General features: G+C 58.6%; 18 protein-coding genes. 4 read left to right on the top strand and 14 right to left on the bottom strand.

All coding sequences use genetic code 11. From position 1 onward, the window contains the following. Positions 1-164: 164 nt before the first annotated feature. The 4 genes from rtcR to ACR0DB_RS12785 all read left to right on the top strand — a co-directional run bounded on the left by rtcR (position 165) and on the right by ACR0DB_RS12785 (position 5,761). Positions 165-1,742: an RNA repair transcriptional activator RtcR gene (gene rtcR, locus ACR0DB_RS12800; RefSeq protein WP_480551342.1), complete on the top strand. Its 1,578-nt coding sequence runs from the start codon at positions 165-167 to the stop codon at positions 1,740-1,742. 153 nt (positions 1,743-1,895) lie between these two features. Then, a complete protein-coding gene (dctP, locus tag ACR0DB_RS12795; protein WP_170773413.1) occupies positions 1,896-2,996 on the top strand; it encodes a TRAP transporter substrate-binding protein DctP in 1,101 nt (366 codons plus the stop codon). Between the two features lie 74 nt (positions 2,997-3,070). Continuing rightward, the gene (locus ACR0DB_RS12790) at positions 3,071-4,402 is read left to right on the top strand and encodes a TRAP transporter small permease subunit (protein WP_480551340.1); all 1,332 of its coding nucleotides are present in this window, start codon (positions 3,071-3,073) and stop codon (positions 4,400-4,402) included. Between the two features lie 15 nt (positions 4,403-4,417). Continuing rightward, positions 4,418-5,761, top strand: coding sequence for a TRAP transporter large permease (locus ACR0DB_RS12785; protein ID WP_237215859.1), 1,344 nt, complete (start codon positions 4,418-4,420; stop codon positions 5,759-5,761). Between the two features lie 78 nt (positions 5,762-5,839). On the opposite strand, the gene ACR0DB_RS12780 is transcribed toward ACR0DB_RS12785, so the two are convergent. The 14 genes from ACR0DB_RS12780 to ACR0DB_RS12715 form a co-directional block, all read right to left on the bottom strand. Continuing rightward, positions 5,840-6,625: an oxepin-CoA hydrolase, alternative type gene (locus tag ACR0DB_RS12780; RefSeq protein ID WP_480551338.1), complete on the bottom strand. Its 786-nt coding sequence runs from the start codon at positions 6,623-6,625 to the stop codon at positions 5,840-5,842. Between the two features lie 3 nt (positions 6,626-6,628). Continuing rightward, positions 6,629-7,687, bottom strand: a complete 1,059-nt coding sequence (locus ACR0DB_RS12775; RefSeq protein ID WP_480551336.1) for an acyl-CoA dehydrogenase family protein — start codon at positions 7,685-7,687, stop codon at positions 6,629-6,631. A 3-nt stretch (positions 7,688-7,690) separates the two neighbouring features. Then, positions 7,691-8,878, bottom strand: a complete 1,188-nt coding sequence (locus ACR0DB_RS12770; protein WP_170773403.1) for an acyl-CoA dehydrogenase family protein — start codon at positions 8,876-8,878, stop codon at positions 7,691-7,693. A 2-nt stretch (positions 8,879-8,880) separates the two neighbouring features. After that, positions 8,881-10,941: a 3-hydroxyacyl-CoA dehydrogenase NAD-binding domain-containing protein gene (locus ACR0DB_RS12765; protein WP_480551334.1), complete on the bottom strand. Its 2,061-nt coding sequence runs from the start codon at positions 10,939-10,941 to the stop codon at positions 8,881-8,883. A 15-nt stretch (positions 10,942-10,956) separates the two neighbouring features. Further along, entirely contained in the window at positions 10,957-11,685 is a 729-nt protein-coding gene (locus tag ACR0DB_RS12760; RefSeq protein ID WP_170773399.1) for an IclR family transcriptional regulator, read from the bottom strand. A 5-nt stretch (positions 11,686-11,690) separates the two neighbouring features. Next, positions 11,691-12,878: an acetyl-CoA C-acyltransferase gene (locus ACR0DB_RS12755; protein ID WP_480551332.1), complete on the bottom strand. Its 1,188-nt coding sequence runs from the start codon at positions 12,876-12,878 to the stop codon at positions 11,691-11,693. Continuing rightward, positions 12,871-14,376 (bottom strand): class I adenylate-forming enzyme family protein, encoded by a 1,506-nt coding sequence (locus ACR0DB_RS12750; protein ID WP_480551330.1) that lies wholly within the window; start codon positions 14,374-14,376, stop codon positions 12,871-12,873. Before ACR0DB_RS12750 ends, ACR0DB_RS12755 begins: the two co-directional genes overlap by 8 nt. Before the next feature lie 95 nt (positions 14,377-14,471). Continuing rightward, complete coding sequence (locus ACR0DB_RS12745; RefSeq protein WP_480551328.1) at positions 14,472-15,650, bottom strand: acetyl-CoA C-acyltransferase; 1,179 nt, start codon at positions 15,648-15,650, stop codon at positions 14,472-14,474. Between the two features lie 74 nt (positions 15,651-15,724). Then, positions 15,725-16,702 (bottom strand): NAD(P)H-dependent flavin oxidoreductase, encoded by a 978-nt coding sequence (locus tag ACR0DB_RS12740; protein WP_480551326.1) that lies wholly within the window; start codon positions 16,700-16,702, stop codon positions 15,725-15,727. 93 nt (positions 16,703-16,795) lie between these two features. After that, the gene (locus ACR0DB_RS12735) at positions 16,796-17,725 is read right to left on the bottom strand and encodes a sugar kinase (RefSeq protein ID WP_480551324.1); all 930 of its coding nucleotides are present in this window, start codon (positions 17,723-17,725) and stop codon (positions 16,796-16,798) included. A 285-nt stretch (positions 17,726-18,010) separates the two neighbouring features. Further along, positions 18,011-19,600, bottom strand: coding sequence for a GMC family oxidoreductase (locus ACR0DB_RS12730; RefSeq protein ID WP_480551322.1), 1,590 nt, complete (start codon positions 19,598-19,600; stop codon positions 18,011-18,013). A 26-nt stretch (positions 19,601-19,626) separates the two neighbouring features. After that, positions 19,627-20,739: an ABC transporter ATP-binding protein gene (locus ACR0DB_RS12725; RefSeq protein WP_480551320.1), complete on the bottom strand. Its 1,113-nt coding sequence runs from the start codon at positions 20,737-20,739 to the stop codon at positions 19,627-19,629. Between the two features lie 6 nt (positions 20,740-20,745). Continuing rightward, the gene (locus tag ACR0DB_RS12720; RefSeq protein WP_170785834.1) at positions 20,746-21,627 is read right to left on the bottom strand and encodes a carbohydrate ABC transporter permease; all 882 of its coding nucleotides are present in this window, start codon (positions 21,625-21,627) and stop codon (positions 20,746-20,748) included. Further along, complete coding sequence (locus tag ACR0DB_RS12715) at positions 21,627-22,520, bottom strand: carbohydrate ABC transporter permease (protein WP_170773383.1); 894 nt, start codon at positions 22,518-22,520, stop codon at positions 21,627-21,629. The genes ACR0DB_RS12720 and ACR0DB_RS12715 overlap by 1 nt, the downstream gene beginning before the upstream one ends. Between the last annotated feature and the right edge of the window lies 1 nt (position 22,521).

The following is a 22,521-nucleotide window of genomic DNA, read 5'->3' as shown; positions in this document are numbered from 1 at the left end:
CTCGTTTTGTCTTGAGGATGTTTTCTCATGGTCCAGCCAAAGCGCAGAGAAAAAAGTGAAAATAGTATAAGCTGTTGTTTATAATATAGTAATCGACGATTTGCGATACGCTTAAACACGCGATATTATACTTTTGTATCTTATATTATAGAATTGGATATATCGTGAAGAATGTGGTCATCGGGTTTCTTGGTACGCAGCTGGATATGGGCAAAAAACGGCGCTGGAAGCCGACGCCCAGCCTGACATCGCATGATCATTTTCCTGTGCATCGGCTCGAATTGTTGCACGACCGCAAGTTCAACCGGCTCGCCCATCAGGTCAAACATGAGATCGCCGAGATATCGCCCGAGACCGAGGTCTTGCTGCAACAGATGGACCTGGATGACCCCTGGGACTTCCAAGAGGTCTACGGCAAGCTGTTTGACTTTGCTCTCGCCTATGGCTTTGACGAAGATCGCGAGCAGTATCATGTACACCTGACCACCGGGACGCATGTGGCGCAAATCTGCTGGTTCCTACTGACAGAAAGTCGCCATGTCCCGGCGCGGCTGATCCAAACCGGCCCGCCCGGCCCAAAGGATCCAACCCCGAAATTCGATGTCATTGACTTGGACCTGAGCCGGTACAATGCCCTTCAGCAACGGTTCGACCAGCTTTCGCGTGAATATAGCGATCAGCTAAAAGGCGGGATCGAAACACGAAACGCGCAATATAACACCTTGATCGACCGGATTGAGTTGGTTGCGAGCAATTCCGACGAACCGATCCTGCTGCTGGGTGAGACCGGGACCGGCAAGACGGAATTGGCTCAGCGGATTTACAACCTCAAACTGGATCGGCGCAGGGTCAAGGGACGACTAGTCCATGTCAATTGTGCCACGCTCAACGGCCCCGATGCGCTGGCCACCCTGTTCGGCCAGCGACGCAGCTATCTGGGGCAGGCCGGGACCGAACGTGGCGGGCTGCTGCGTGAAGCAGATGGCGGCGTCCTGTTTCTGGACGAAGTTGATGAATTAGGCTGGTCCGAGCAATCCATCTTGCTCAGCGCGATCGAGACCGGACGGTTTTACCCACTTGGATCGGATCACGAGGTGTCCAGCCGGTTTCAGGTCATCGCAGGTGCCAGCCACGATCTGCGCGCGTTGACGGCCGAGGGACGTTTTCGCCCTGACTTGCTTGCCCGCCTGAGCATGTGGAACTTCAGATTGCCCGCCCTGCGCGACCGGCGTGAGGATATCGAGGCCAACCTTCACTATGAACTCGCACGGTCGGAGCGCAGCCTGGGCATTCAGGTCGGCTTCAACATCGACGCGCGCGAGAAGTTCATACAGTTCGCCACCAACCCATCGACCCATTGGCCGGGCAATTTCCGCGACTTCAGCGGATTGGTGAAACGCCTCTGCACACTGGCCCCGCGGGGCCGGATCACCCGAACAATGGTCGAGGATGAGACAGCCGCGCTGCAACAAGATTGGGCATCCTCGACCTCAGACAGCGACGAGACGCTGGTGCGCGGTATTTTGGGATCAGCCACGCGTGACATTGATCCTTTCGACCTGGTGCAATTGGCGAACGTCATCCGAACATGTCAACGCACGCCCAATCTTAGCGCGGCGGGTCGGGCGTTGTTTTCGGTCTCACGGGAAAAGCGCAGCACGCAGAACGATGCGGATAGGCTGCGGAAATACCTGCAGAAATTCAACCTCGACTGGCACAAACTAACCGTCCCCAGCCAATAGTCAGCCAGTATTTTTTCGCTGGAGCAATCACGGAACGGTGAGAGATTTCTAAATTGGAAAAAAAATATTACCAATTCCTAAAGTCTCCTCTATGCTCTCTAGCTATCAGCATGTTTTCTGCGAAAGCATGGTGATGATCTATGGGAGGATCAAATGACCAATAAACTGATTACACGCCGCAGCGCGTTTCGCACCCTTGCCGGTGCCGGGGCGGCAACTTTGGCTGCACCGCATATCGCCACCGCAGCAGGTGAGACCACAACTTGGAAGATCCAGACATCCTGGCCCGGCGGAATCGGGTTGCAGACCTTCAAAGACTGGTGCGCCACGATCGAAGAAAAAACCGGCGGTGAGCTGGCCTTCCAGGCCTTTGGTGCCAATGACGTGGTTGGGGATTTCCAATTGGCAGATGCGGTGAAAAATGGCGTGCTTGATGCCATCAACCCGTTCACCATCTACTATCAGGGCATCATTCCCGCCGCCGTGTTCCTCAGCTCGTACCCGCTGGGTCTGCGGCAACCGCATGAATACGACACGTTCTATTATGGCCTGGGCGGGATCGATATCGCACGCGAGCTGCTAGGCCGTCAGGGTCTGCACTTTGTCGGACCGGTGCATCACGGGCCGAACATCATCCACTCGAAAGTTCCAATCCGGTCGGTTGACGACTTCGCGGGCCGTAAAATGCGCCTGCCGGGCGGTATGGTGGCCGAGGTATTCTCGGAGCTGGGCGCTGAAACAACCGTTCTGCCGGGCTCGGAAATCTTCCCGGCGCTGGAAAAAGGCACTATCGACGTGGCAGACTTTGTGGGTCCGGCCGTGAACCACGCCTTGGGCTTCAGTCAGGTGACGGACTATATTGTGATGGGTCCTCCGGGCTTCATGTCGGTCTATCAGCCGGTCGACATCATGGACATCACCGTGGGCAAGGCCGCATGGGACAAACTGAGCCCGCAGATGCAGGAATTCGTGGAAATGGAAACTCACGTCTATTCCGATCTGCATCACGCCGCCATTCAGGCCGCCGACCAGGAAGCCTGGAAAAAGTTCGAAGCAGAAGGCACCGAAATCACACGCTTGTCTCAGGACGATGTCGAGCTGATGACCGAAGTCGCCGTGCCAATCTGGTTCAAATATGCCAACCGCGACAAAGACGCGGCGCGTGTCTTCAAGATCCAACTTGACTACATGATGTCGGGTTCCTTGGGCTATGTGACGCCTGAAATGATCGAAGGCTATACACTGGACCTGTAATCCGCTGAAGCCTAATCAAAAGTCCGCGCGAATTTCGCGCGGACGTGCCTTTTCTTTGGAATTCGGAACGTACTATGCCGAGCGTCGATTTCACGCTGCCGCACTGGCTATACTGGGTCGGGCTAATCGCTTTCCCGGCTCTGGCCATGGTGCTGGCGCGCAAAGCCCAACCTGAACAGCGCACCTATGGGTTGCCGCTGGGCTATCTGATCCTTGTCACTGGGGGAATGCTGGGTCTGCACCGCTTCTACCTGCGCAGCCTGCTGGGGTTGGTCTATCTACCGGTCTTCCTGCTGATCCTGTTCGCCAATGGCGAAGAGCGTACGGCCCGCAACGAATTCTCGAACGCGGTCAATATCGTCCGTCAGGCCGAACGCACGATCACGCGCGAAACCGAACGGGTCGCCACTGCCGAAGAAGGGCTGGAAGATCTGCGCGCCGCCGCTGAGGCCACGCAAAATGGCACTGCGCTGCAAAAACGCCGGGCAGAACGCGCTTTGGATCGGGCGGAAAAAGCTATTGAGACCGGGCGCGAACGGCTTGCGGAATCCGAGGCAGCGCTGGCTGAGGCGCAACCGCTGGCCGAAATTGCCGGTGCTGGTCGTGCCTTCTGGAGCTCAGTAGCGCGCTATGCGTTCTTCACGATCCTCGCCTTCTTGGCGATTGATGCGCTGATGCTGCCGCGCCTTGTGGCCAGTGCGCGCGTCAAGGCGGCTGCGGATCCACATGAGCCCGAGATGGAGATCGACGAAGAAACCGCAGCCCGCGCGGCGGAGATGGACCCCGGTGCCCGTAAGGCTGATCAGGATTATGCCGAGAACTGGATTGACCGCCTGTCTCTCTATGCAGGTGAGTTCGTCAGCTATTGGGCCGTGATTGCCGTATTCGTCTATTACTACGAGGTGATCGTCCGCTACGTGTTCAACGCCCCTACCAACTGGGCGCATGAATCCATGTATCTGATGTTCGGGATGCAGTACCTGATCGCTGGGTCCTATGCGATGCTGACCGAAAGCCATGTGCGTGTGGACATCTTCTATGCACCGCTGACCAAGCCGAAGCGCGCGTGGGCGGACCTGTTCACTTCGATTTTCTTCTTCATCTTCGCCGGAACCCTCCTGGTGACATCCTACATCTTCGCGATGGACGCGATTGCCGTTCCGACCGGTAACTCCGTCGTCTCAGACTGGGCGCGGGGCGAGATGAGCTTCTTCCAGATGTTCGGCGCACTGACCTTCGGCGACTGGACCGATCCGAACATCCGCTGGGGCGAAATCAGCTTTAACGAATGGGAAATCCCGCTTTGGCCAATGAAATGGATGATGGTCGTGGGCGCGGTTCTGTTGATTTTGCAAGGGGTGTCGAAACTATCCAAAGACGTCCGAACGATTGCACGGGGGTACTGACCGATGGGTCTTGATATGTCCATCGAGCTGTTGACGCTCGTAATGTTCGGCTCGCTGCTGGTTCTGCTAATGGCAGGCCTCCCGCTGGCCTTTGTGACCGGAGGCCTGGCCTGTGTGTTTCTGTTCGTTCTGGGGGATGCGCGTGCGCTGAATATCGTACCCAGCCGGATTTTCCCGCTGATGACGAACTATCAGCTATCCGCCATTCCCTTGTTCATCTTCATGGCGTCAATGCTGGAACGGGCCGGGATCATCAACGATATGTTCGATGTGATCTACAAGGTGCTTGGCGGTCTGAAAGGCGGCCTTGCTGCGGCGACGATTATTGCGTCGACCGTTCTGGCGGCTATGGTCGGTGTGATCGGCGCAGCTGTGGTGACAATGGGGATCATTGCCCTGCCCGCCATGTTGAAACGCGGCTATGACACCAAGATCGCTATGGGTTCGATCATGGCCGGGGGGACATTGGGCATCCTGATCCCACCTTCCATTCTGGCCATCATCTACGCGGTTGTTGCCGAACAATCGGTTGGGGAGCTTTTCATCGGCGCGGTCATTCCCGGCCTGATGCTGTCGGGTATGTACATCATCTATGTGGTGGTGCGGTCCTATATCAATCCGGTGCTTGGCCCGCCAATCCCGGTTGACGAGCGCATCTCGAACCGAGAAAAAATGCGTCTGCTGGGCAAAATGTCCGCTCCGATTGCGCTGATCGTGATTGTTCTGGGCGTGATCTTCTCGGGCGTTGCAACCCCGGTTGAGGCAGCTGGTATTGGGACCTTTGGCGCATTCATCGTGGCCGCGATCCACAACAAGCTGGACTGGCCCACCGTACGCGAGGCCTGCCTGACCACGCTGAAAGCCTCGGCCATGGTGATCTGGATCATGTTCGGCGCCACGATCTTTGTGGGTCTCTACGTGTTGGAGGGTGGACAGCAATTCGTGCAGGAAACCATGCAAGGCGCAGGTCTGGGGCCCTGGGGTATTCTGATCGTCATGCAAATCCTGCTGGTGGTGCTGGGGATGTTCCTGGACTGGGTCGGCATCCTGTTGCTGTGCGTTCCGATCTTTGTGCCGATCATCAAGGCGCTGGGGGCTGCGGCCTTTGGCTTTGATGACCCTAACGATCTCGTGCTGTGGTTTGGCGTGCTCTATCTGGTAAACATGCAGATGAGCTTCCTGTCGCCGCCCTTCGGGTATGCGCTGTTCTATCTGCGCGGCGTGGCCCCACCATCGATTCCGATGACGGATATCTTCAAGGCGGCGCTGCCCTTCCTGTTCCTGCAGATTGTCGGATTGGTCATCTGTATGATGTTCCCGTGGGTTGTGACGTGGTTACCCAATATCGTCTACGGGTAGACAAAAAACGGGCGGGGAATTCTCCCGCCCGTTTTCGTTTGACCGTTCTGTCGGTCTCTGCCGTCATTTTCTATTGGTTCAGTTCGTGAAGTCCGGCTTACGCTTTTCCACAAACGCACGGATGCCTTCCAGCGCTTCGTCCCGGCCCAGAGCAAGGCCCATCTCCCGGCGTTCGCGTAGCAGATGTGCCTCAAACTCGGCCGTATCGGGGGCAGAGAGCAGCGCCTTGATCGCCGCCTGCGCCTCTGGCGGTCCCGAGACCAGATCCCGTGCTAGCTCCAATGCCTGTTTCAACGCCGAACCGGGTACAACCACCCGGTTCACGACGCCTACGTCATACATGCGCGGGGCAAGAACAGGCCTGCCGGTCAGGCACATCTCGGTTGCAAGTTGACGTGGCAAGTTCATGGTCAGGAATCCCGAACCACCCCCATCAGGCACTAGCCCCGCTTTGACATAGGCCAGCGTGAACTTTGCATCTTCCGCAGCAACGATCATGTCGCAGGCAAATGCCAATGAAGCACCGGCCCCTGCAGCCCCACCTTCCACAGCCGCAATCACCGGGACAGGGCACGCACGGATGGCCCGGATCATGCGGTGCAGGTATTCAATCTGTGCCTCACGCTCCGGCAGGGTCATTTCGCGACGGGACTTGAGCATCCGCAAGTCGCCCCCGGCAGAAAAAAACCCACCCGCACCCGTAATCACCACGGCGCGGACGCCGGATTCAGCTGCGGTAGCGTCGCGCAGCGCTGCCTCAATCGGTTCATAGACCAGACGCGACAAAACATTGCGCCGTGCCGGTTCATTGATGGTGATGATCAGCACCGCATCGCGAGCTTCGAACAAAACAGCCTCGCTCATGGATCAGCTCTCCATGACACGGTGCAATTGCGCATAGTGATCGCCCAATTGGTGGTCGATCATCATCAATCGTTTGGCGTAGTGCGAGCCGGGATATTCCCAGGTCATTCCGATCCCTCCGTGAAGCTGAATGCATTCTTCTGCAATCATCGTGCCTGCGCGTCCGATCAGGTTCTTGGCCATTGCGATATACTTCGCCTCGGCGTCGGAGCCCAGTTTGCTTGCTGCCAGAATAGTGATCGAGCGGCATTGCTCCATTTCGATGGCCATATCGACCGTACGATGCTGCAACGCCTGAAAACTGGCAATCGGGCGCCCGAACTGCGTGCGCTGCTTGAGGTAATCGACCGTCATGTTGACCAACACCTCCATCACGCCCACAGCCTCGGCACATAACGCCAACCGACCTGCGTTCAGGGCGGATTCGATGATGTCAACGGCATTCTCACTCAGGCAAATGGCGGTTGCGCTGTCGAGGATCAACTCCCCTGCTCCACCGCCGTCAATCATCGCATAGTCGACGGTTTCAGGATTTTCGACCAGAAACAGGCCAAGCCCCTCGTCAAGGCGTGCTGCGACCAGCACGCCATCTGCCCCAGGCAATCCATAGACCACCGATTTACGACCATTCAGCACCCAGTGATCGCCGGATTTGTCTGCGCTGGTGCGGATCAACGCCAGACTGTCCGCATCCGGTTCAAACACAGCCAAAGCAATCCGCTTTCCACCTGTGACCAACTCTTCAACCAAGGCTGCAGCACCACAATCGGCGGCGGCGCGAGCCGACATCAACGCGGCCAGCATCGGCTCGGGGCACAGACCACGGCCCAGCTCCTCAAATATGGTTGTGATGTCGAAACCTGTGCCGCCAAAGCCGCCTTGCTGTTCCGGGACAAAGGCACCGATCAGGCCCAATTCGGAGAGTTCAGCCCATTTGGCCGGGGAATGGAACGGCGCAGCGTCCAGCACGCCGTAGCGGGTGTCGAAATCATACTGATCCGCCAGATAGCGCCTCACCGTGTCCGACAACATCTGCCTGTCTTCGGTTAAGTTGAAATCCATAGGTCAGCCTCCAAACAGGTCTTTGGCAATGATGTTGCGCTGAATTTCGTTCGATCCACCGAAGATCGAGAGTTTTCGATTGTTGAAATAGCTCGCCGCCGCACGCCGGGCGTCTTCGGGCACCGTCACCGCGTTTTCGGGCAGATCTTCAACGGGGAACGGCGCGGCGGCTGCCCCCAGGGCAGTACGCGTCAAGCTGAGTACCCGCTGCCGGATCACCGTGCCTTTGATCTTCAGCATCGAACTTTGCGTACCCGAGGCCGCGCCTTCCTTGGCCGCCGACAACATCCGCAGGTTCGTCACGCGCAACGCCTCCAAATCAATCTCGACCTCGGCCATTTCGGCGGCGAACAACGGATCCTGCGCCAAGGGCCTGCCCGCGCGCACCAGCATCTGCGACAAGTCCTTGAGCTTTTCCAGATCGCGGGTCGAGAACCCGACACCCGCGATATTGGTCCGCTCATGCGTCAGCAGATATTTGGCGATGGTCCAACCTTTGTTCTCTTCACCGACCAGATTTTCCACCGGCACCCGAACGTCGGTGAAAAAGACCTCGTTCACCTCATGCCCGCCTTCCAACAGTTTGATCGGGCGCAGTTCAACGCCGGGGGCATCCATATCGACCAGAACAAAACTGATGCCTTCCTGCGGCTTCCCTTCGGTCGACGTTCTCACAAGGCAGAAGATCTTGTTGGCGTGTTGACCCAGCGTGGTCCAGGTTTTTTGACCGTTGATGACGTAGTCACCCCCGTCCCGCACCGCGCGAGTTTTCAGGCTGGCCAGATCCGAGCCAGCGCCCGGCTCTGAATAGCCCTGACACCACCAGTCTGAGCCATCCAGAATACGTGGCAGAATCTCAGCCCTTTGCTTATTGGTGCCGAATTTGATCAGCACCGGCCCCAGCATATTGAGGCCAAAGGGCACGATGCGCGGGGCGTTGGCGAGGGCGCATTCTTCGTCAAAAATATGCCGCTCAACCGCGCCCCAGCCGGGGCCGCCATATTCGGTGGGCCAGGTCACAGCGAGCCAGCCCCGCGCATTCAGCCGGGCATGCCAACCTTCCATTTCCTCTTTGGTCAGACTTTCCGAGTTACGGCCTTTTCGGACCAGCTCCGGGCTCAGGTTTTCCGACAGAAAGGCGCGGACTTCAGCGCGAAAAGCCTCTTCTTCGGGGGTGAAACTCAGGTCCATGCTCAGCCCTCTTTGTTGAGGTCGTTGAAGGTTTTGCCCGCCTCGACCAGTTCGCGCAGCAGGGCGGGCACCTGCCAATAATAGGGGTCTTCCTGCGCATATTGTTCGATCCGCTGCACGATGACAGCCAACCCGGTGATGTCAGCATATTGCAGCGGACCGCCCCAGTGGCGCGGGAAACCGTAGCCAAACAGAAAGACCGCATCCACGTCGATCGGGCGCAGGGCGATCTTGTCTTCGACCACCCGCGCGGCCTCGGACACCATCGCGGCCATATAACGATCCACAATTTCGGCATCGGTAAAACTGCGGGCAGTGATACCCTTAGCCTCCCGCTCGGCCTGTGCGAATTCCGCCACAGCCGGGTTCACGCTGCGATTTTTGCCGTCGTAGATATAGAAACCCTTGCCGCTTTTGCGCCCGAACCAACCCTGTTCACACACTCGGTCGGCAATCTCGACATAGCGCTCTTCGTCCGGACGGAACTCGGCCTGACGTTTGCGCGTGGCCCATCCGATGTCCTGCCCCGCCAGATCGGACACGGCGAACGGCCCCATGGCAAAGCCGAAATCTTCGAGTGCAGCGTCGATCTTTTCGAAAGGTGCCCCGTCCAGCTGCATATAGGCCGAGGACTTGCGATAATGTGCCAGAATGCGGTTTCCTATGAAGCCATCACACACCGCAGATCGGACCGCGACCTTGCGCAATTTCTTCGCCAGCCTGAAGCTGGTTGCCACGATCTCCGGGGCGGTGTCTTTGCCGACGACAACCTCCAGCAATCGCATCACATGCGCGGGCGAGAAGAAATGCAACCCGATCACGTCCTGCGGTCGGTTTGTCGAGGCCGCAATTTCATTCACATCCAGATACGAAGTGTTGGTCGCCAGAATAGCACCTTGTTTGCAAATATGATCCAGCTTGCCAAAGACCTCGCGCTTGACATCCATGGATTCAAATACCGCTTCGATCACCACATCCACATCGGCAAGCGCGGACATATCGGTGGTGCAAGTCAGTTTCGCCAGCGTCGCATCGCGCTGTTCCGCGTTCAGCTTGCCGCGTTTCACAGCACCCTCGAGGTTCTTGGTTATCGTATCGCGCGCGAAGGCCACGCGGCCCTCTTCCATCTCGATGAGGGTGACCGGCATCCCGGCCAGAAGCATCGCAGTGGCAATGCCCGACCCCATGGTACCGCCGCCGATCACCCCACCGGTTTGCAAATCCCGCGCCTCGGCCTTGGATTCGGGGATATGAGAAACGGCCCGTTCGGCAAAAAAGGCGTGTTTCAGGCCCTTATGGGCATTGCTCGCCATAGCCTCGGTGAATAGACGCCGCTCTTCTTTTAGTCCATCAGACAGCGGCAAGTTGCTGGCCTCGGCCGCTTTCAAGGCACGTTCCGCGACCTCGCCCCTTGTCTTTGCGCGGAAGGCGTCCAGATCGTTAGTGGTTATGCGGTTTTCAAGATGCGCCGTTACTCGGGGCGTAAGCGCGCCGTCCAAAACCTGCCGGCCGGCGGCCAGAGCGACCTCAGCCGGGACGCCATCCTGCAGATCATCCAACAGTCCGGCCTCTAACGCGGCCTCGGCGGAAATCGGTTTCCCCGAGGTGATCATGGTCAGCGCGGTCATCCCTTCGACCAGCCGCGGTAGGCGCTGCGTGCCGCCAGCACCGGGCAGAAGACCCAGATTGACCTCGGGCAGACCCAACTTAAGACCCTTGATCCCGACCCGTGCCTCACAGCTCAGCGCGATCTCAAGACCGCCGCCCAAGGTCGTGCCGTGCAATACGCAGACAATGGGCTTGGCGCTGGCCTCAAGGATTTCGCAAACTTCAGGCAGCATAGGCTGTTTCGGAGGTTGGCCGAATTCCCGAATGTCGGCGCCCGCCACAAAGGTGCGGCCCGCCGCATAAAGCGCGATGACCTTGACGCGAACGTCCTCCTCCAGTTCGCGCACCGCATTCACCAACCCGATGCGCACATCAATCCCCGCCGCATTGACTGGCGGGTTGTCGATTTTCACCAGCGCAACCTGACCTTCGAGCTTTGTTTCAACTGCTGCCATAAAAACCTCCTGTTATCAACCACATATGCCTAGGCTGCGCCCCAGCGTTTGTACCGTGTCGCGCAGTTTCGGCCCCACGATCTGTTCCAGTTTCTCGCGATCCAACTCAGACGTGTTGGCCCCGCAAAGAAACGCAAAGGGCGGCGCACCGGGGGCGGGGCTGAAGGGAACTGCACAGGCGTTGACGGCCCGGTTCCACCCGCCCAGAGACGACACATAGCCCATGCTTTCCAACTGTTCGCGATCCGTGCGCACCTGATCTGTTTCCCGCGCTTGCGCAGGTTCCACGGCCAGGATGGCCCGGCCCGCCGCGCTTTGTTCCATCGGAATGCGATGCCCTTCACTCAACCATAGTGACGACGCGTTTCGCGGTCGCCAGCAGCGCGTCAGCATCACCGCGTCGCCGTTGCGCATGGTCAGGGCGACCAGAACGCCGGTGTCATCGGCCAACTGCTGCATGATGTTTTCGGCCATCGGCAAAAAGGACAATCCCGCCCGCGCTGTGTACCCCAGCGCCATGACCGAGGGCCCCAGCCGGTACGCCTCGGACGGGTGCAACTGTTCTAGAAACCCCATCGAGGCCAGCGTGAACGTCATCCGCGCCACGGTCGAGGGCGGCATACCCGTGCGCCGGGCCAGTTCGCGGTTGCCCAGCGATGCATCGTCGGGCTTGAACGCCTGCATGATCCGCAACCCCTTGGCCAGGGTCGCGGCGAAGCGGCGGTCTCGTTCCGCGTCCGGCATCCGGCTTAGACGCGCTCGAGGATCAGCGCGATCCCCTGCCCTACGCCAATGCACATGGACAGACAGGCATAGCGCCCGCCGGTTTCCTCAAGATAGCGCATAGCGGTTAGGATGATCCGCGCACCTGACGCGCCCAGCGGATGCCCAACCGCAATCGCGCCTCCGTTCGGGTTCAGGCGGCTGTCAGCGGGGTCCAGGTCCAGATGTTTGCAGCAGGACAGAACCTGCGCGGCGAATGCCTCGTTAATCTCGATCAGGTCCATGTCGTTCATGGTCAGTCCCGCGCGGTCCAAGGCCTTTGGGATGGCCAGAGCCGGCCCGATCCCCATGATCCGGGGCGGCACGCCTGCGATAGCACCGGCCACGATACGGGCGCGTGGCTTGGCACGGTCGGTCTTGGCGCCGATCATCAGCATCGCCGCGCCGTCATTGACGCCCGAGGCGTTGGCCGCCGTCGTCACACCTTCGGGAAAGATCGTGCGCAGCGATGCCATTTTCTCAAGCTGTACATCCGGGCGAGGATGTTCGTCCTGCGTCACCTCATGGGTCGCGCCTTTACGGCCTTTGATCGTGATCGGAGTGATCTCGGCATCAAAGAACCCCCGCGCGCGGGCGGTTTCGAACCGGACCTGAGAGGCGTATCCAAACTGATCCGAGGCTTCGCGGGTGATCTGGTAATCCTGCGCCAGATTGTCGGCGGTCTGGGGCATTGGATATTCGCCATGCATCTGGGCAATGCGCGGATTGGGAAACCGCGCACCAATGGCACTGTCGTAGATTTGCGTCTGACGGGCATAGGGAGTTTCAGATTTGGCTATTGTGAAGGGTGCGCGGGTCATGCTTTCGACACCGCCCGCCACATACAAAGGCGCCTCGCCCACCGTGACCGACCGCGCCGCGTCCAGCGCCGCCGACATGCCCGAACCACACAGGCGGTTGACGGTTTGCCCCCCGACCTCGACCGGCAGACCGGCCAGCAGAGCGCTGTAGCGGGCGACATTGCGGCTGTCTTCGCCCGACTGGCAGACATTGCCCAGAATGACATCCTCAATCTCAGCAGCATCAAAAGCACTGCGCTGAACCAGCGCCTCCAGCACCTGTGCGGCCAGATCGTCGGGCCGAACCGAGGCCAGCGCACCGCCATGGCGGCCAAAAGGGCTGCGCAGCCCGTCATATATGTAGGCGTCAAGCATTCTTGGCCTCTTGATCCAGTTGTGCCAGTTCGGGCGCAAAGGCCTGAACCAGTTTGTGTTTCAGAATTTTCCCCGTCGCGGCCTCTGGCAACGCGTCGGTGACAACAATGTGATGGGGGATTTTGTAGCGGACCAGAGTTTCCCCCAGATGAGCCTTCAACTCGGCCACGGTCGCTGGAACGCGTAGGGTTACAAAGGCCAGCACGTCCTCATTCCCATCCCGCGCGCGGCCCACAACTGCGGCTTGCGTGACGGATGGATGGGCGTTCAGCGCGGCTTCGATCTCGGGCGGGTAAACGTTGAAGCCGGAATGGATGATGACCTCTTTGCAGCGCCCTACGATGTAGATGCGCCCGTCTTCCTCTATTCGCGCCAGATCACCAGTGCGCAGGAAGCCGTCCGGGGTAAAGGCCTGCGCGGTTGCTTCCTGGTTACGGTAATATCCCTTCATGATGTTACGTCCACGCGCCAGCAACTCGCCGACTCCGTCCGCGCCGGGATTGTCCAACCGCACGTCGATCCCCGGCAAAGCAGGACCTACCGAGTCGTCCTGCGGCGGGTTCTCGGGCTGCGTGGTGGCAATGCCCGGAGACCCCTCAGTCAGACCATAGCCGTTATGGATCGGACAACCGAATATCCGCTCGACCCGGCGCTTCCAGCTTGGGTCCAGAGGCGAGCCCCCCGAAGACAGGTAGCGCAATCCACTGTCCACGCGGTCTATGCCGTTGTCTTTGCAATGTTTGAGGATCAACGCAAACATCTGCGGCACGCCCGACAGCATCGTTGCACCGCTGTGCAGCCCAGCGATCACCTGCACCGGATCGAACCGGGGTTGAAACCGCAGGCAGCCGCCCGCCAGAAACGTGGTCAGGATGATCGAGGAAAACCCGAAAATATGTGTCCCCGGCAGAACCACCAGCGACTGATCGGCCGCCGTTGCTTGCCGTCTCTGTTTCGAGGCGTTGGCCGTGAACAGCAAGTTATCATGGGTCAGCATCACCCCTTTGGGTGCGCCGCTGGTGCCGGAAGTATAGAGGATCGCTGCCACCTGCCCCGCGCCGGCTTCGACCGGTTCGGACGTTTCTTCCCGCAAAGGTGAGATCACAAGAGACCCGCAGCTCAGCTGCCCCGACGAAACGGCCCCCAGCCGTTGCGCATGGGCCCGCGCAGCATCGGACACATCCGATGTGCAAATCACGCAACGCGCGCCAGAATGGGCGATGACCGTGTCGACCTCTTGTTCGGTCGCGCGCGCATTCAGCGGGACGATCCACGCGTCCAAGTCACTGAGCGCGAGAACAACTGCCGCATAAGTGGCGCAGTTCTCGGCCAGTACAACAACCCGGTCGCCCGGACGCACGCCATGCGCCCGTAACATCCGGGCGGCCTCCCTTACCGCGCCCCGCAACTCCTCATAGCTGAGCCGCGTTTCATCATGGTCGATGATCGCCAGCGTTGCCGGGTCCTTGCCGTCGATCAAGTGGTGAATTCGGTGCAACGCATTCTCCTCAGATGCGGTGCGACTGTTCTAGCAATCCGTCAGAAAGGCGTCAATATTCGGCACTCTGTTCCGCAATGCAGAACAAAAACTCGTCAGAATACCTCAAAAAGGCCCGCCGCGCCCATTCCGCCACCGATACACATGGTTGCCACGGCATATTTCGCCCCGCGGCGTCGGCCCTCGATCAGCAGGTGGCCGGCCATCCGCGCGCCGGTCATCCCAAACGGATGCCCGATCGAGATCGAGCCGCCATTCACATTACAAATCTCAGGATCAATCCCCAGCGTTTGACGGCAATACAGCGCTTGCGAGGCGAAAGCCTCGTTCAACTCCCACAGGTCGATGTCATCCACCTTCAATCCATGACGTTTCAGCAGGCGCGGCACGGCAAAAACCGGGCCAATGCCCATCTCATCTGGCTCGCACCCGGCAACGGCAAACCCCATGAACGCACCCAACGGCTCCAGCCCTTCCCGCGCCGCGAAACCCGAGTCCACCACCACACAGGCTGACGACCCATCGGACAGTTGCGACGCGTTCCCCGCCGTCACGAATTGGTCCGCACCGCGCACCGGCTCTAACCCGGCCAGACCTTCGAGCGTCGTGTTCGGCCGATTGCAATCGTCCCGATCAATAGTCACGGCTTTTTCAGAGATTTCGCCCGTTTCCTTGTCTTTGACCCGTTGCACCGCCTGCATCGGCACGATCTCGTCGTCGAACTTACCGGCGGCCTGGGCAGCGGCGGTGCGCTTCTGGCTTTCCAACGCCAGTTCGTCCTGCGCTTCACGGGTGACACCATAGCGCGCGGCCACGATATCAGCGGTTTCGATCATGGTTAGATAAACGTCGGGCTTATGTTCCAACAGCCACGGGTCGCGGTCAAAAGGCCCCGGTGTCTGATCCCTTAGCGTGATGGATTCCACCCCACCCGCAATCGCGGCAGGCACCCCGTCCTGCACCACTGCATGCGCTGCCATGGCAATCGCCTGCAAGCCCGAGGAACAGAACCGGTTGATGGTCGTCGCGCCCACGGTCACGGGCAACCCTGCGCGCAGCACGGATTGGCGGGCTATATTTGCGCCGGTCGTGCCTTCGGGAAACCCGCAACCGATGAAGGCGTCTTCGATCAAGGCAGGATCAACGCCGGCGCGATCAACCGCGTGTTGGATCGAATGCCCCATCAAAGAGGCCCCAAACGTGTTGTTAAACCCACCCCGGAAGGACTTGGCCAAACCCGTGCGGGCGGTTGAAACCAGAACGGCTCGTTTCATCTGTTGGGTTCTCCTTTTGCTTTACGTGTTTGGCGACACCCTCGCTTTGTAGCAAGATTTGCATTCCGCCCGGATCAATCCCGGCTAAAAGCGGCCAAGCGATCTGTGATGATCTCGTGGGCATCCGACATGATCCGATCAATCAGTTCCTGACAGGTAGGGATGTCATGGATTAACCCCGCAACCATCCCGCAGGACCACGCGCCTGCATCCATCTCACCATCTTGCATGACGCGCGGATAGACACCTGCGACTTCATTCATGATGTCCTCGAATTGTAGCTCCGTACCCTTGGCACGCTCCGTTTCCAAAACACGTTCGACGGCTGTGTTGGTCAGAACGCGCTCAGTGTTGCGCAAGGGGCGCATGACAAGGCGTGTGTCCAGTTCCGAGGCCGCGACGATGGCATCCTTGACGTTCTGATGCACCGGAGCTTCTTTCGTGGCGATGAACCGCGTACCCAGATTGATCCCGTCCGCCCCCATCGAAAGCGAAGCCACAAGACTGCGCCCATCCGCCTGCCCGCCCGATGCGACAAAGGGGATCTCCAGTTCATCCGCTGCGCGCGGCAACAAGATCATGTTCGGGATATCATCCTCGCCCGGATGACCGCCGCATTCAAACCCGTCGACCGACACCGCATCGCAGCCGATCTCTTGCGCTTTCAGCGAATGGCGAACCGACGTGCATTTGTGGATGACCTTGATCCCGGCCTCTTTGAGGTAGGGCATCACCTGCACAGGATTGCGTCCGGCCGTTTCGACAATCTGCACCCCGCCATCGATGATTGTTTTGATGATGGCCGGGTAGTCGGGCGCGTTTACCGTTGGCAGAAAGGTGACATTGACCGCGATAGGCTTGTCGGTCATGTCCTTGCAGCGCGCGATCTCATTGGCCAGATCTTTGGGTGTCTTTTGTGTCAGTGCAGTGATCGTCCCCAGCCCGCCCGCGTTTGAGACCGCAGCCGCCAGTTCTGCAAAACCCACGTAATGCATCCCCCCCTGCATGATGGGGTGTTGGATGCCGAACAGCTCGGTAATTCTGGTTTTCATACTCTGCCCTTCGAATTTAATTTTCGATCGTTCTATCTGTCATCTATGCCAAAGAACCGTCTTGGGAACAGGTTCTGCCTCAAGACTGTATGATCAGTCTATTTCCGGAACTCTGTCCTTGGGAATGCGCGCGCCGAAGTGCCGGATAGCTTCGCCCGCCGTCCTCTGCCCCCAATGAACTGCCTTTTCCTGATCACAGCCTTTGAACCGAGCGGAAAGATATCCAGCGTTGAATGCGTCTCCGGCACCTGATGTGTCGCGAACACCATCCACGGATTGGGTCGGAACTTCGCTCAGATGATCGTCGCAAAACGCCGTCAGAGCCGCGGCGCCATTTTTGACTGCAATTTCAACGACGCCAGCGCGACGCAAACGGTCAACTGTCTGAACCGGCGACTCGTCGCCCCACAGGGCGCTTTCATCGTCAAAGCTGGGCAGAGCGATATCGGTGAGCGTATTGAACCTGGCCAGAACGTTCCGCGTTTCGTCAGCAGACCTCCATAGTCGCGGGCGCACGTTAGGGTCGAATGACACGATCGCTCCCTGCGCCCGCGCCTTGGTCAAAGCTTCAAACAGAGTTTCACGGGCGGGCTCAGACAAAATGGCCAGTGTAATACCCGACAGATGGATCAGCCCCGAACCGGTCACGGCCTGTTCCAGCCATTCCAGATCGTCAGCGAATAACCGCGCCGCTGACGTATCCCGCCAATACTGAAAACTGCGCTCAACCCCATCAAGCTCAATCATGTAAAGACCCATCGTACGAGCCTCTGATCGACCAATGCCCGAGACATCCAGCCCGTCCTGCTGCGACTGCTCGACAAAAGCATCTGAAACGGAATCCATGCCAACTTTGGTAACAAACCCGACATCGGCCGCATCCCCAAGTAGTTGTGCCATGTGCCAAGCGGTGTTGAACGTATCGCCGGCAAAGCCCCGGCGATAGGTTTCGTTGCCTATATCCGCCATTTCGATCATCGCTTCGCCGATAGCGAGCGCCTTTCGGGATCCAAACGCTAACACTGGGCAACCTCCAATTCGGGCTTTCCGCCGGGCGGCCGCGCGCCGCAGATTTTATCTGGCAAAAGAAACGCCTTCGCGATGCGAGAACGGGCCAAAAAATACTCAGCGATTCCGCCACTCACATGCGGGTTCATCATTCAAAATTCCAACGGATTGATGGCGATAACAACCTTGTATCGTCAATGTATCGCAATCGACAACGGTTTCTTGTAGCGCGCCCTTTCAGACCCATCGACCATGGGCCCTGGACCACGAGAAATCCAGACCCGTCAGCATGGCCATTTTTTAGAAGACGTTGTGGTCCTGTTTGATCATATCTGCAGCCTTTTCACCGATCATGATCGACGGCGCGTTTGTGTTTGATGAGTTGACAGCTGGCATGATCGACGCATCTGCGACCCGCAGCCCCTCGATCCCGTTGAAGCGCAAACGCGGGTTCAGAACAGCTCCGGTATCGCTGCCCATCCGGCAAGTGCCGGCGCAATGGTGTGAGGTTTTGGAATGTTCGCAGATGAAATTGAAATAGTCTTCGTCCGTGCGCACATCCGGCCCCGGAAGGCGTTCGGCCAGAATGTAGGGTTTCAGCGCCTCCTGTGCCAGAATTTGCTGCACCAATTTCAGCCCGCGAACGGACATCTCACGATCATAAGGATCTGACAGGTAATTCGGATCGATCAGAGGCATGTCGGCGGGATTATCACTGCGCAACCGAACCGATCCCCGTGACCGTGGCCGCAAATGACAGGCGTTCAGCGTCACACCGCCATTTGGCATTGCTGCTACACCGGCTTCGATCCCGGTGCCAAGGCCCAGATGCATCTGGATATCGGGTGAGCGGGCGTTTTCATCTGCATACCAGAACCCACCCGTCTCAAACAGGCTGGAGGCAACCGGGCCCTTGCGCGTGAGCAGGTATTGCAAAGCCGCCAGCGCTGACAGATGCGGCTTGGCATAGCGGTCATAGGTATGCGGGCCCGTAACCTCGCATATCGCATAGAGGTCCAGATGATCCTGCAAATTCGCCCCGACATTGGGCTGGTCATAGACGACATCAGTTCCCAAAGCTCTCAGCGCCTCCGCCGGACCAATACCCGAAAGTTGCAACAACCGGGGCGAGCCGATGGCCCCCGAGGACAGGATCACCTCGGCCTCGGCGACGATTTTGCGGCCGTCCAGCAATTCGACGCCCGTTGCCCTACCGTTTTCAACCGTGATCCGGCGCACCTGCGCGTGTGTCTGAATGGTCAGGTTGGGCCGCGACCGTATGGGCGCAAGAAAGGCCATCGCGGCAGAGGACCGACGCGCACTGCGCTGGGTCAGTTGATAGTACCCCGCCCCGTCCTGCTTGGCCCCATTCACATCCGTTGTCTTTGGTATACCCAACTGACCGGCGGCCTCGATAAACGCATCGCAGATCGGCAGAGGGGCTGCGGGCATGGAAACCCCCAGCGGGCCGCCTTGGCCGTGGAACTCTCCCCCATATGTGTCATTGTCTTCGGATTTCTTGAAATAAGGCAGAACGTCCGCGTAACCCCAACCCTCGCAGCCCATCTGACGCCAGTCATCATAGTCCTGTGCCGCTCCGCGGGTGTAGATTTGGGCATTGATGGCCGAACCACCACCGATCACCTTGGCCTGTGTATAGGTGAACACCTTGCCCTGCATGTGCTGCTGCGGCACGGTGCTCCACCCCCATGACCCAATGCCTTTAGTCATCTTGGCGAAGCCTGCGGGCAGATGGAACAAGGGGTGACGGTCGCCGCCTCCGGCCTCAAGCAGCAGGACCCTCAGATCGGGGTTTTCCGAAAGGCGTGCGGCGATGACGGACCCGGCAGACCCCCCGCCTACGACGATAAAGTCGTAGCCGGTTGTCATGCGTTTAGGCCCTTCATCACAGTGGACTATCCCTGAATGCGGTTTTCGGTTTCAGGATCGAAGGCCACCGCTTTTTCCATGTTGACCGCAAAGGTGAAGTCCTGCCCAGGCGAAACCTCTGCATCCGACCGCATGCGTGCAATCACATCCCGACCACCCAGCGTCATGGACACAAATGTGTCGGACCCCGCCGGTTCTGTCACGACGATCCGGTTGGTCATCTGCGCGATATTCGACGATTTCCGATCTGCCCCGTCGACATCCGTGATCGTCTCGGGTCGGATACCAAGCAGGATGTCGCGCCCGTCCCAATGGGACAGGTTGTCCTGACTGAACGGCAGTTGCGCCATTGCGCCGTCATGCAAGGCGACCTCGGCCTGGGGGCGCCCATCCACCATCACCACCTTGGCAGGCACCACATTCATAGCGGGCGACCCCATGAAGGTGGCGACGAAGATATTGGCGGGGGTGTCATAGATCTCTTGCGGAGTACCCAGTTGTTGCACGTATCCACCGTTCATGACGGCGATCCGGCTGGACAGGGTCATCGCCTCGATCTGGTCATGGGTCACGTAGACAATGGTCGTGCCAAGGTTCTGGTGCAGTTTCTTGATCTCGGTCCGCATGTCGACGCGCAGCTTGGCGTCCAGATTGGACAGAGGCTCGTCGAACAGGAACACATCAGGGTTGCGCACCAAAGCCCGCCCCATGGCCACGCGCTGACGCTGACCGCCCGACAATTGGCCCGGCTTACGATCCAGTAACTGCTCAATCTGCAACAGCTTGGCAACCTCGGCCATGGCCTTTTCACGTTCGGGTTTCGGCACGCCGTGCATTTCAAGTCCGAAGGTGATGTTCTGCCCCACGGTCATGTTGGGGTACAATGCGTAGCTCTGGAACACCATGGCGATGTTGCGGTTTGAGGGATGAACCCCGTTCATCACCTGATCCTTGATACGGATCTCACCGCTGGTGATCTCTTCCAGCCCCGCGATCATGTTCAGAAGGGTGGACTTGCCGCAGCCCGAGGGCCCGACGAGCACCAGAAACTCGCCCTCCTGCACCGAGATGTCCACCTTGTGCAACACCTCGACCGCACCGTAGGACTTGGTTGCGTTGTCGATATCAAGAAAACCCATGGTCCGTTATCCTTTCACTGAACCCGCCATCAGGCCGCGGACGAAGTAACGACCGGCCACGATATAAACGAGCAGCGTTGGCAGCGCGGCCAGAATGGCGCCTGCAAAATGTACGTTGTATTCCTTTACCCCCGTCGACGACTGCACAAGATTGTTGAGCGCGACCGTCATTGGCTGGCTGTTGGCATCGGCAAATGACGCGCCAAACAGGAAGTCATTCCAGATATTGGTGAACTGCCAGATGATTGACACCACCGCGATAGGGCCTGAACTGGGCAGCAGGATGCGCCAGAATATCTGGAAGAACCCCGCCCCGTCGATCTGTGCCGCCCGGATCAGTTCGGTAGGGAAAACGGCATAGTAGTTTCGGAAGTAAAGCGTGGTGAAGCCAATGCCGTAAACCACATGCACCAGTGCCAGACCCCATGTGGTGCCCGCTAGGCCCATCAGGCCCAGCATCCGCGCCATCGGGATCAGAACGATCTGGAATGGGATGAAACAGGCAAACAGCATCAGCCCGAACAGGATGGTGTCATACTTGAAGCGCCACTTGGTCAGTACGTATCCATTTAGCGCGCCCAAAATGGTCGAGACGATAACGGCGGGCACAACCATCTTGATCGAATTCCAGAAATACGGGCGCAAGCCCGTCGGTTCGACCCCGATCTGGGCCGAGGACCAGGCTTGCAGCCACGGCTCGAGCGTGAAGACCTCTGGCAGGTTCATCATGCCGCCGCCAGTGATTTCCTCCAAGGGTTTGACCGAATTCACCAGCATCACGTAAAGCGGCAAGAGGTAAAACAGTGCAAACAGCAGCAAAACCAGATAGATCAGCGTGCGCGTGACGCGGCCCGTGCGGATTGCGGTATCTTGCGAAGTCTGAGACATCAGCGTTTCTCCCGCAATTCAGCGTAGAGATAAGGGATCATGATAGCGGCTATGGTCATCAGCATGATCGTGGCCGAGGCTGCGCCGATCCCCATCTGATTCCGCGTGAACGTGTAGGAATACATGAAGGTTGCGGGCAGCTCGGTCGCGCGGCCCGGACCGCCGCCGGTCAACGCGATTACAAGGTCAAAGGTCTTGATCGCAAGGTGGCTGAGGATCACGAAAGCCGACAGGAAAGCGGGCCTCAGCTGCGGGATGATGATCCGACGATAGAGGTTCCAGTTCGACGCCCCGTCCATTTGTGCCGCGCGCAGGATTTCATTGTCGATACCCCGCAGACCGGCCAGAAACATCGCCATGACAAAGCCCGAGGTCTGCCAGACCGCCGCTAACACGACGGTGTAAATCGCAAAGTCGCGGTTCTTGATCCAATCGAACTCAAAACTGGTCCAACCCCAAGTATGCATCACGTTTTCCAGCCCGATGCCGGGATCGAGGAACCATTTCCACGCCGTTCCGGTCACGATGAAGCTGAGCGCCATCGGATACAGGTAAATTGGACGCAGCAGGCCTTCACCGCGAATTTTCTGATCGAGGAAGATCGCCAATCCCAAGCCGATACAGGTGCAGATCACGATATAAAGCCCCGCGAAAATCCCCATATTGATGAGCGAGGTTTCCCAATGGCTCAATCGCCAGAGCTTGTCGTAATTCTCCCAGCCGACCCAGCCGAAGCTGGGCAGAATACGACTGTCGGTGAAGGACAGGTAGACCGAGAACAGGATGAACCCGTAGACGAAGACCAGAACCATCGCCAGTGAAGGCGACAGGACCAGTTTGGGAATCCAGTTCTGAAGGCGTGTCTTGAAATCCGCGTCGGCTGAAGCAGCCATG

Source organism: Ruegeria sp. AB6, assembly GCF_056542685.1.
The sequence above is the reverse complement of the archived record's forward strand: the minus strand, read 5'-3'. Positions and strand labels throughout refer to the sequence as shown.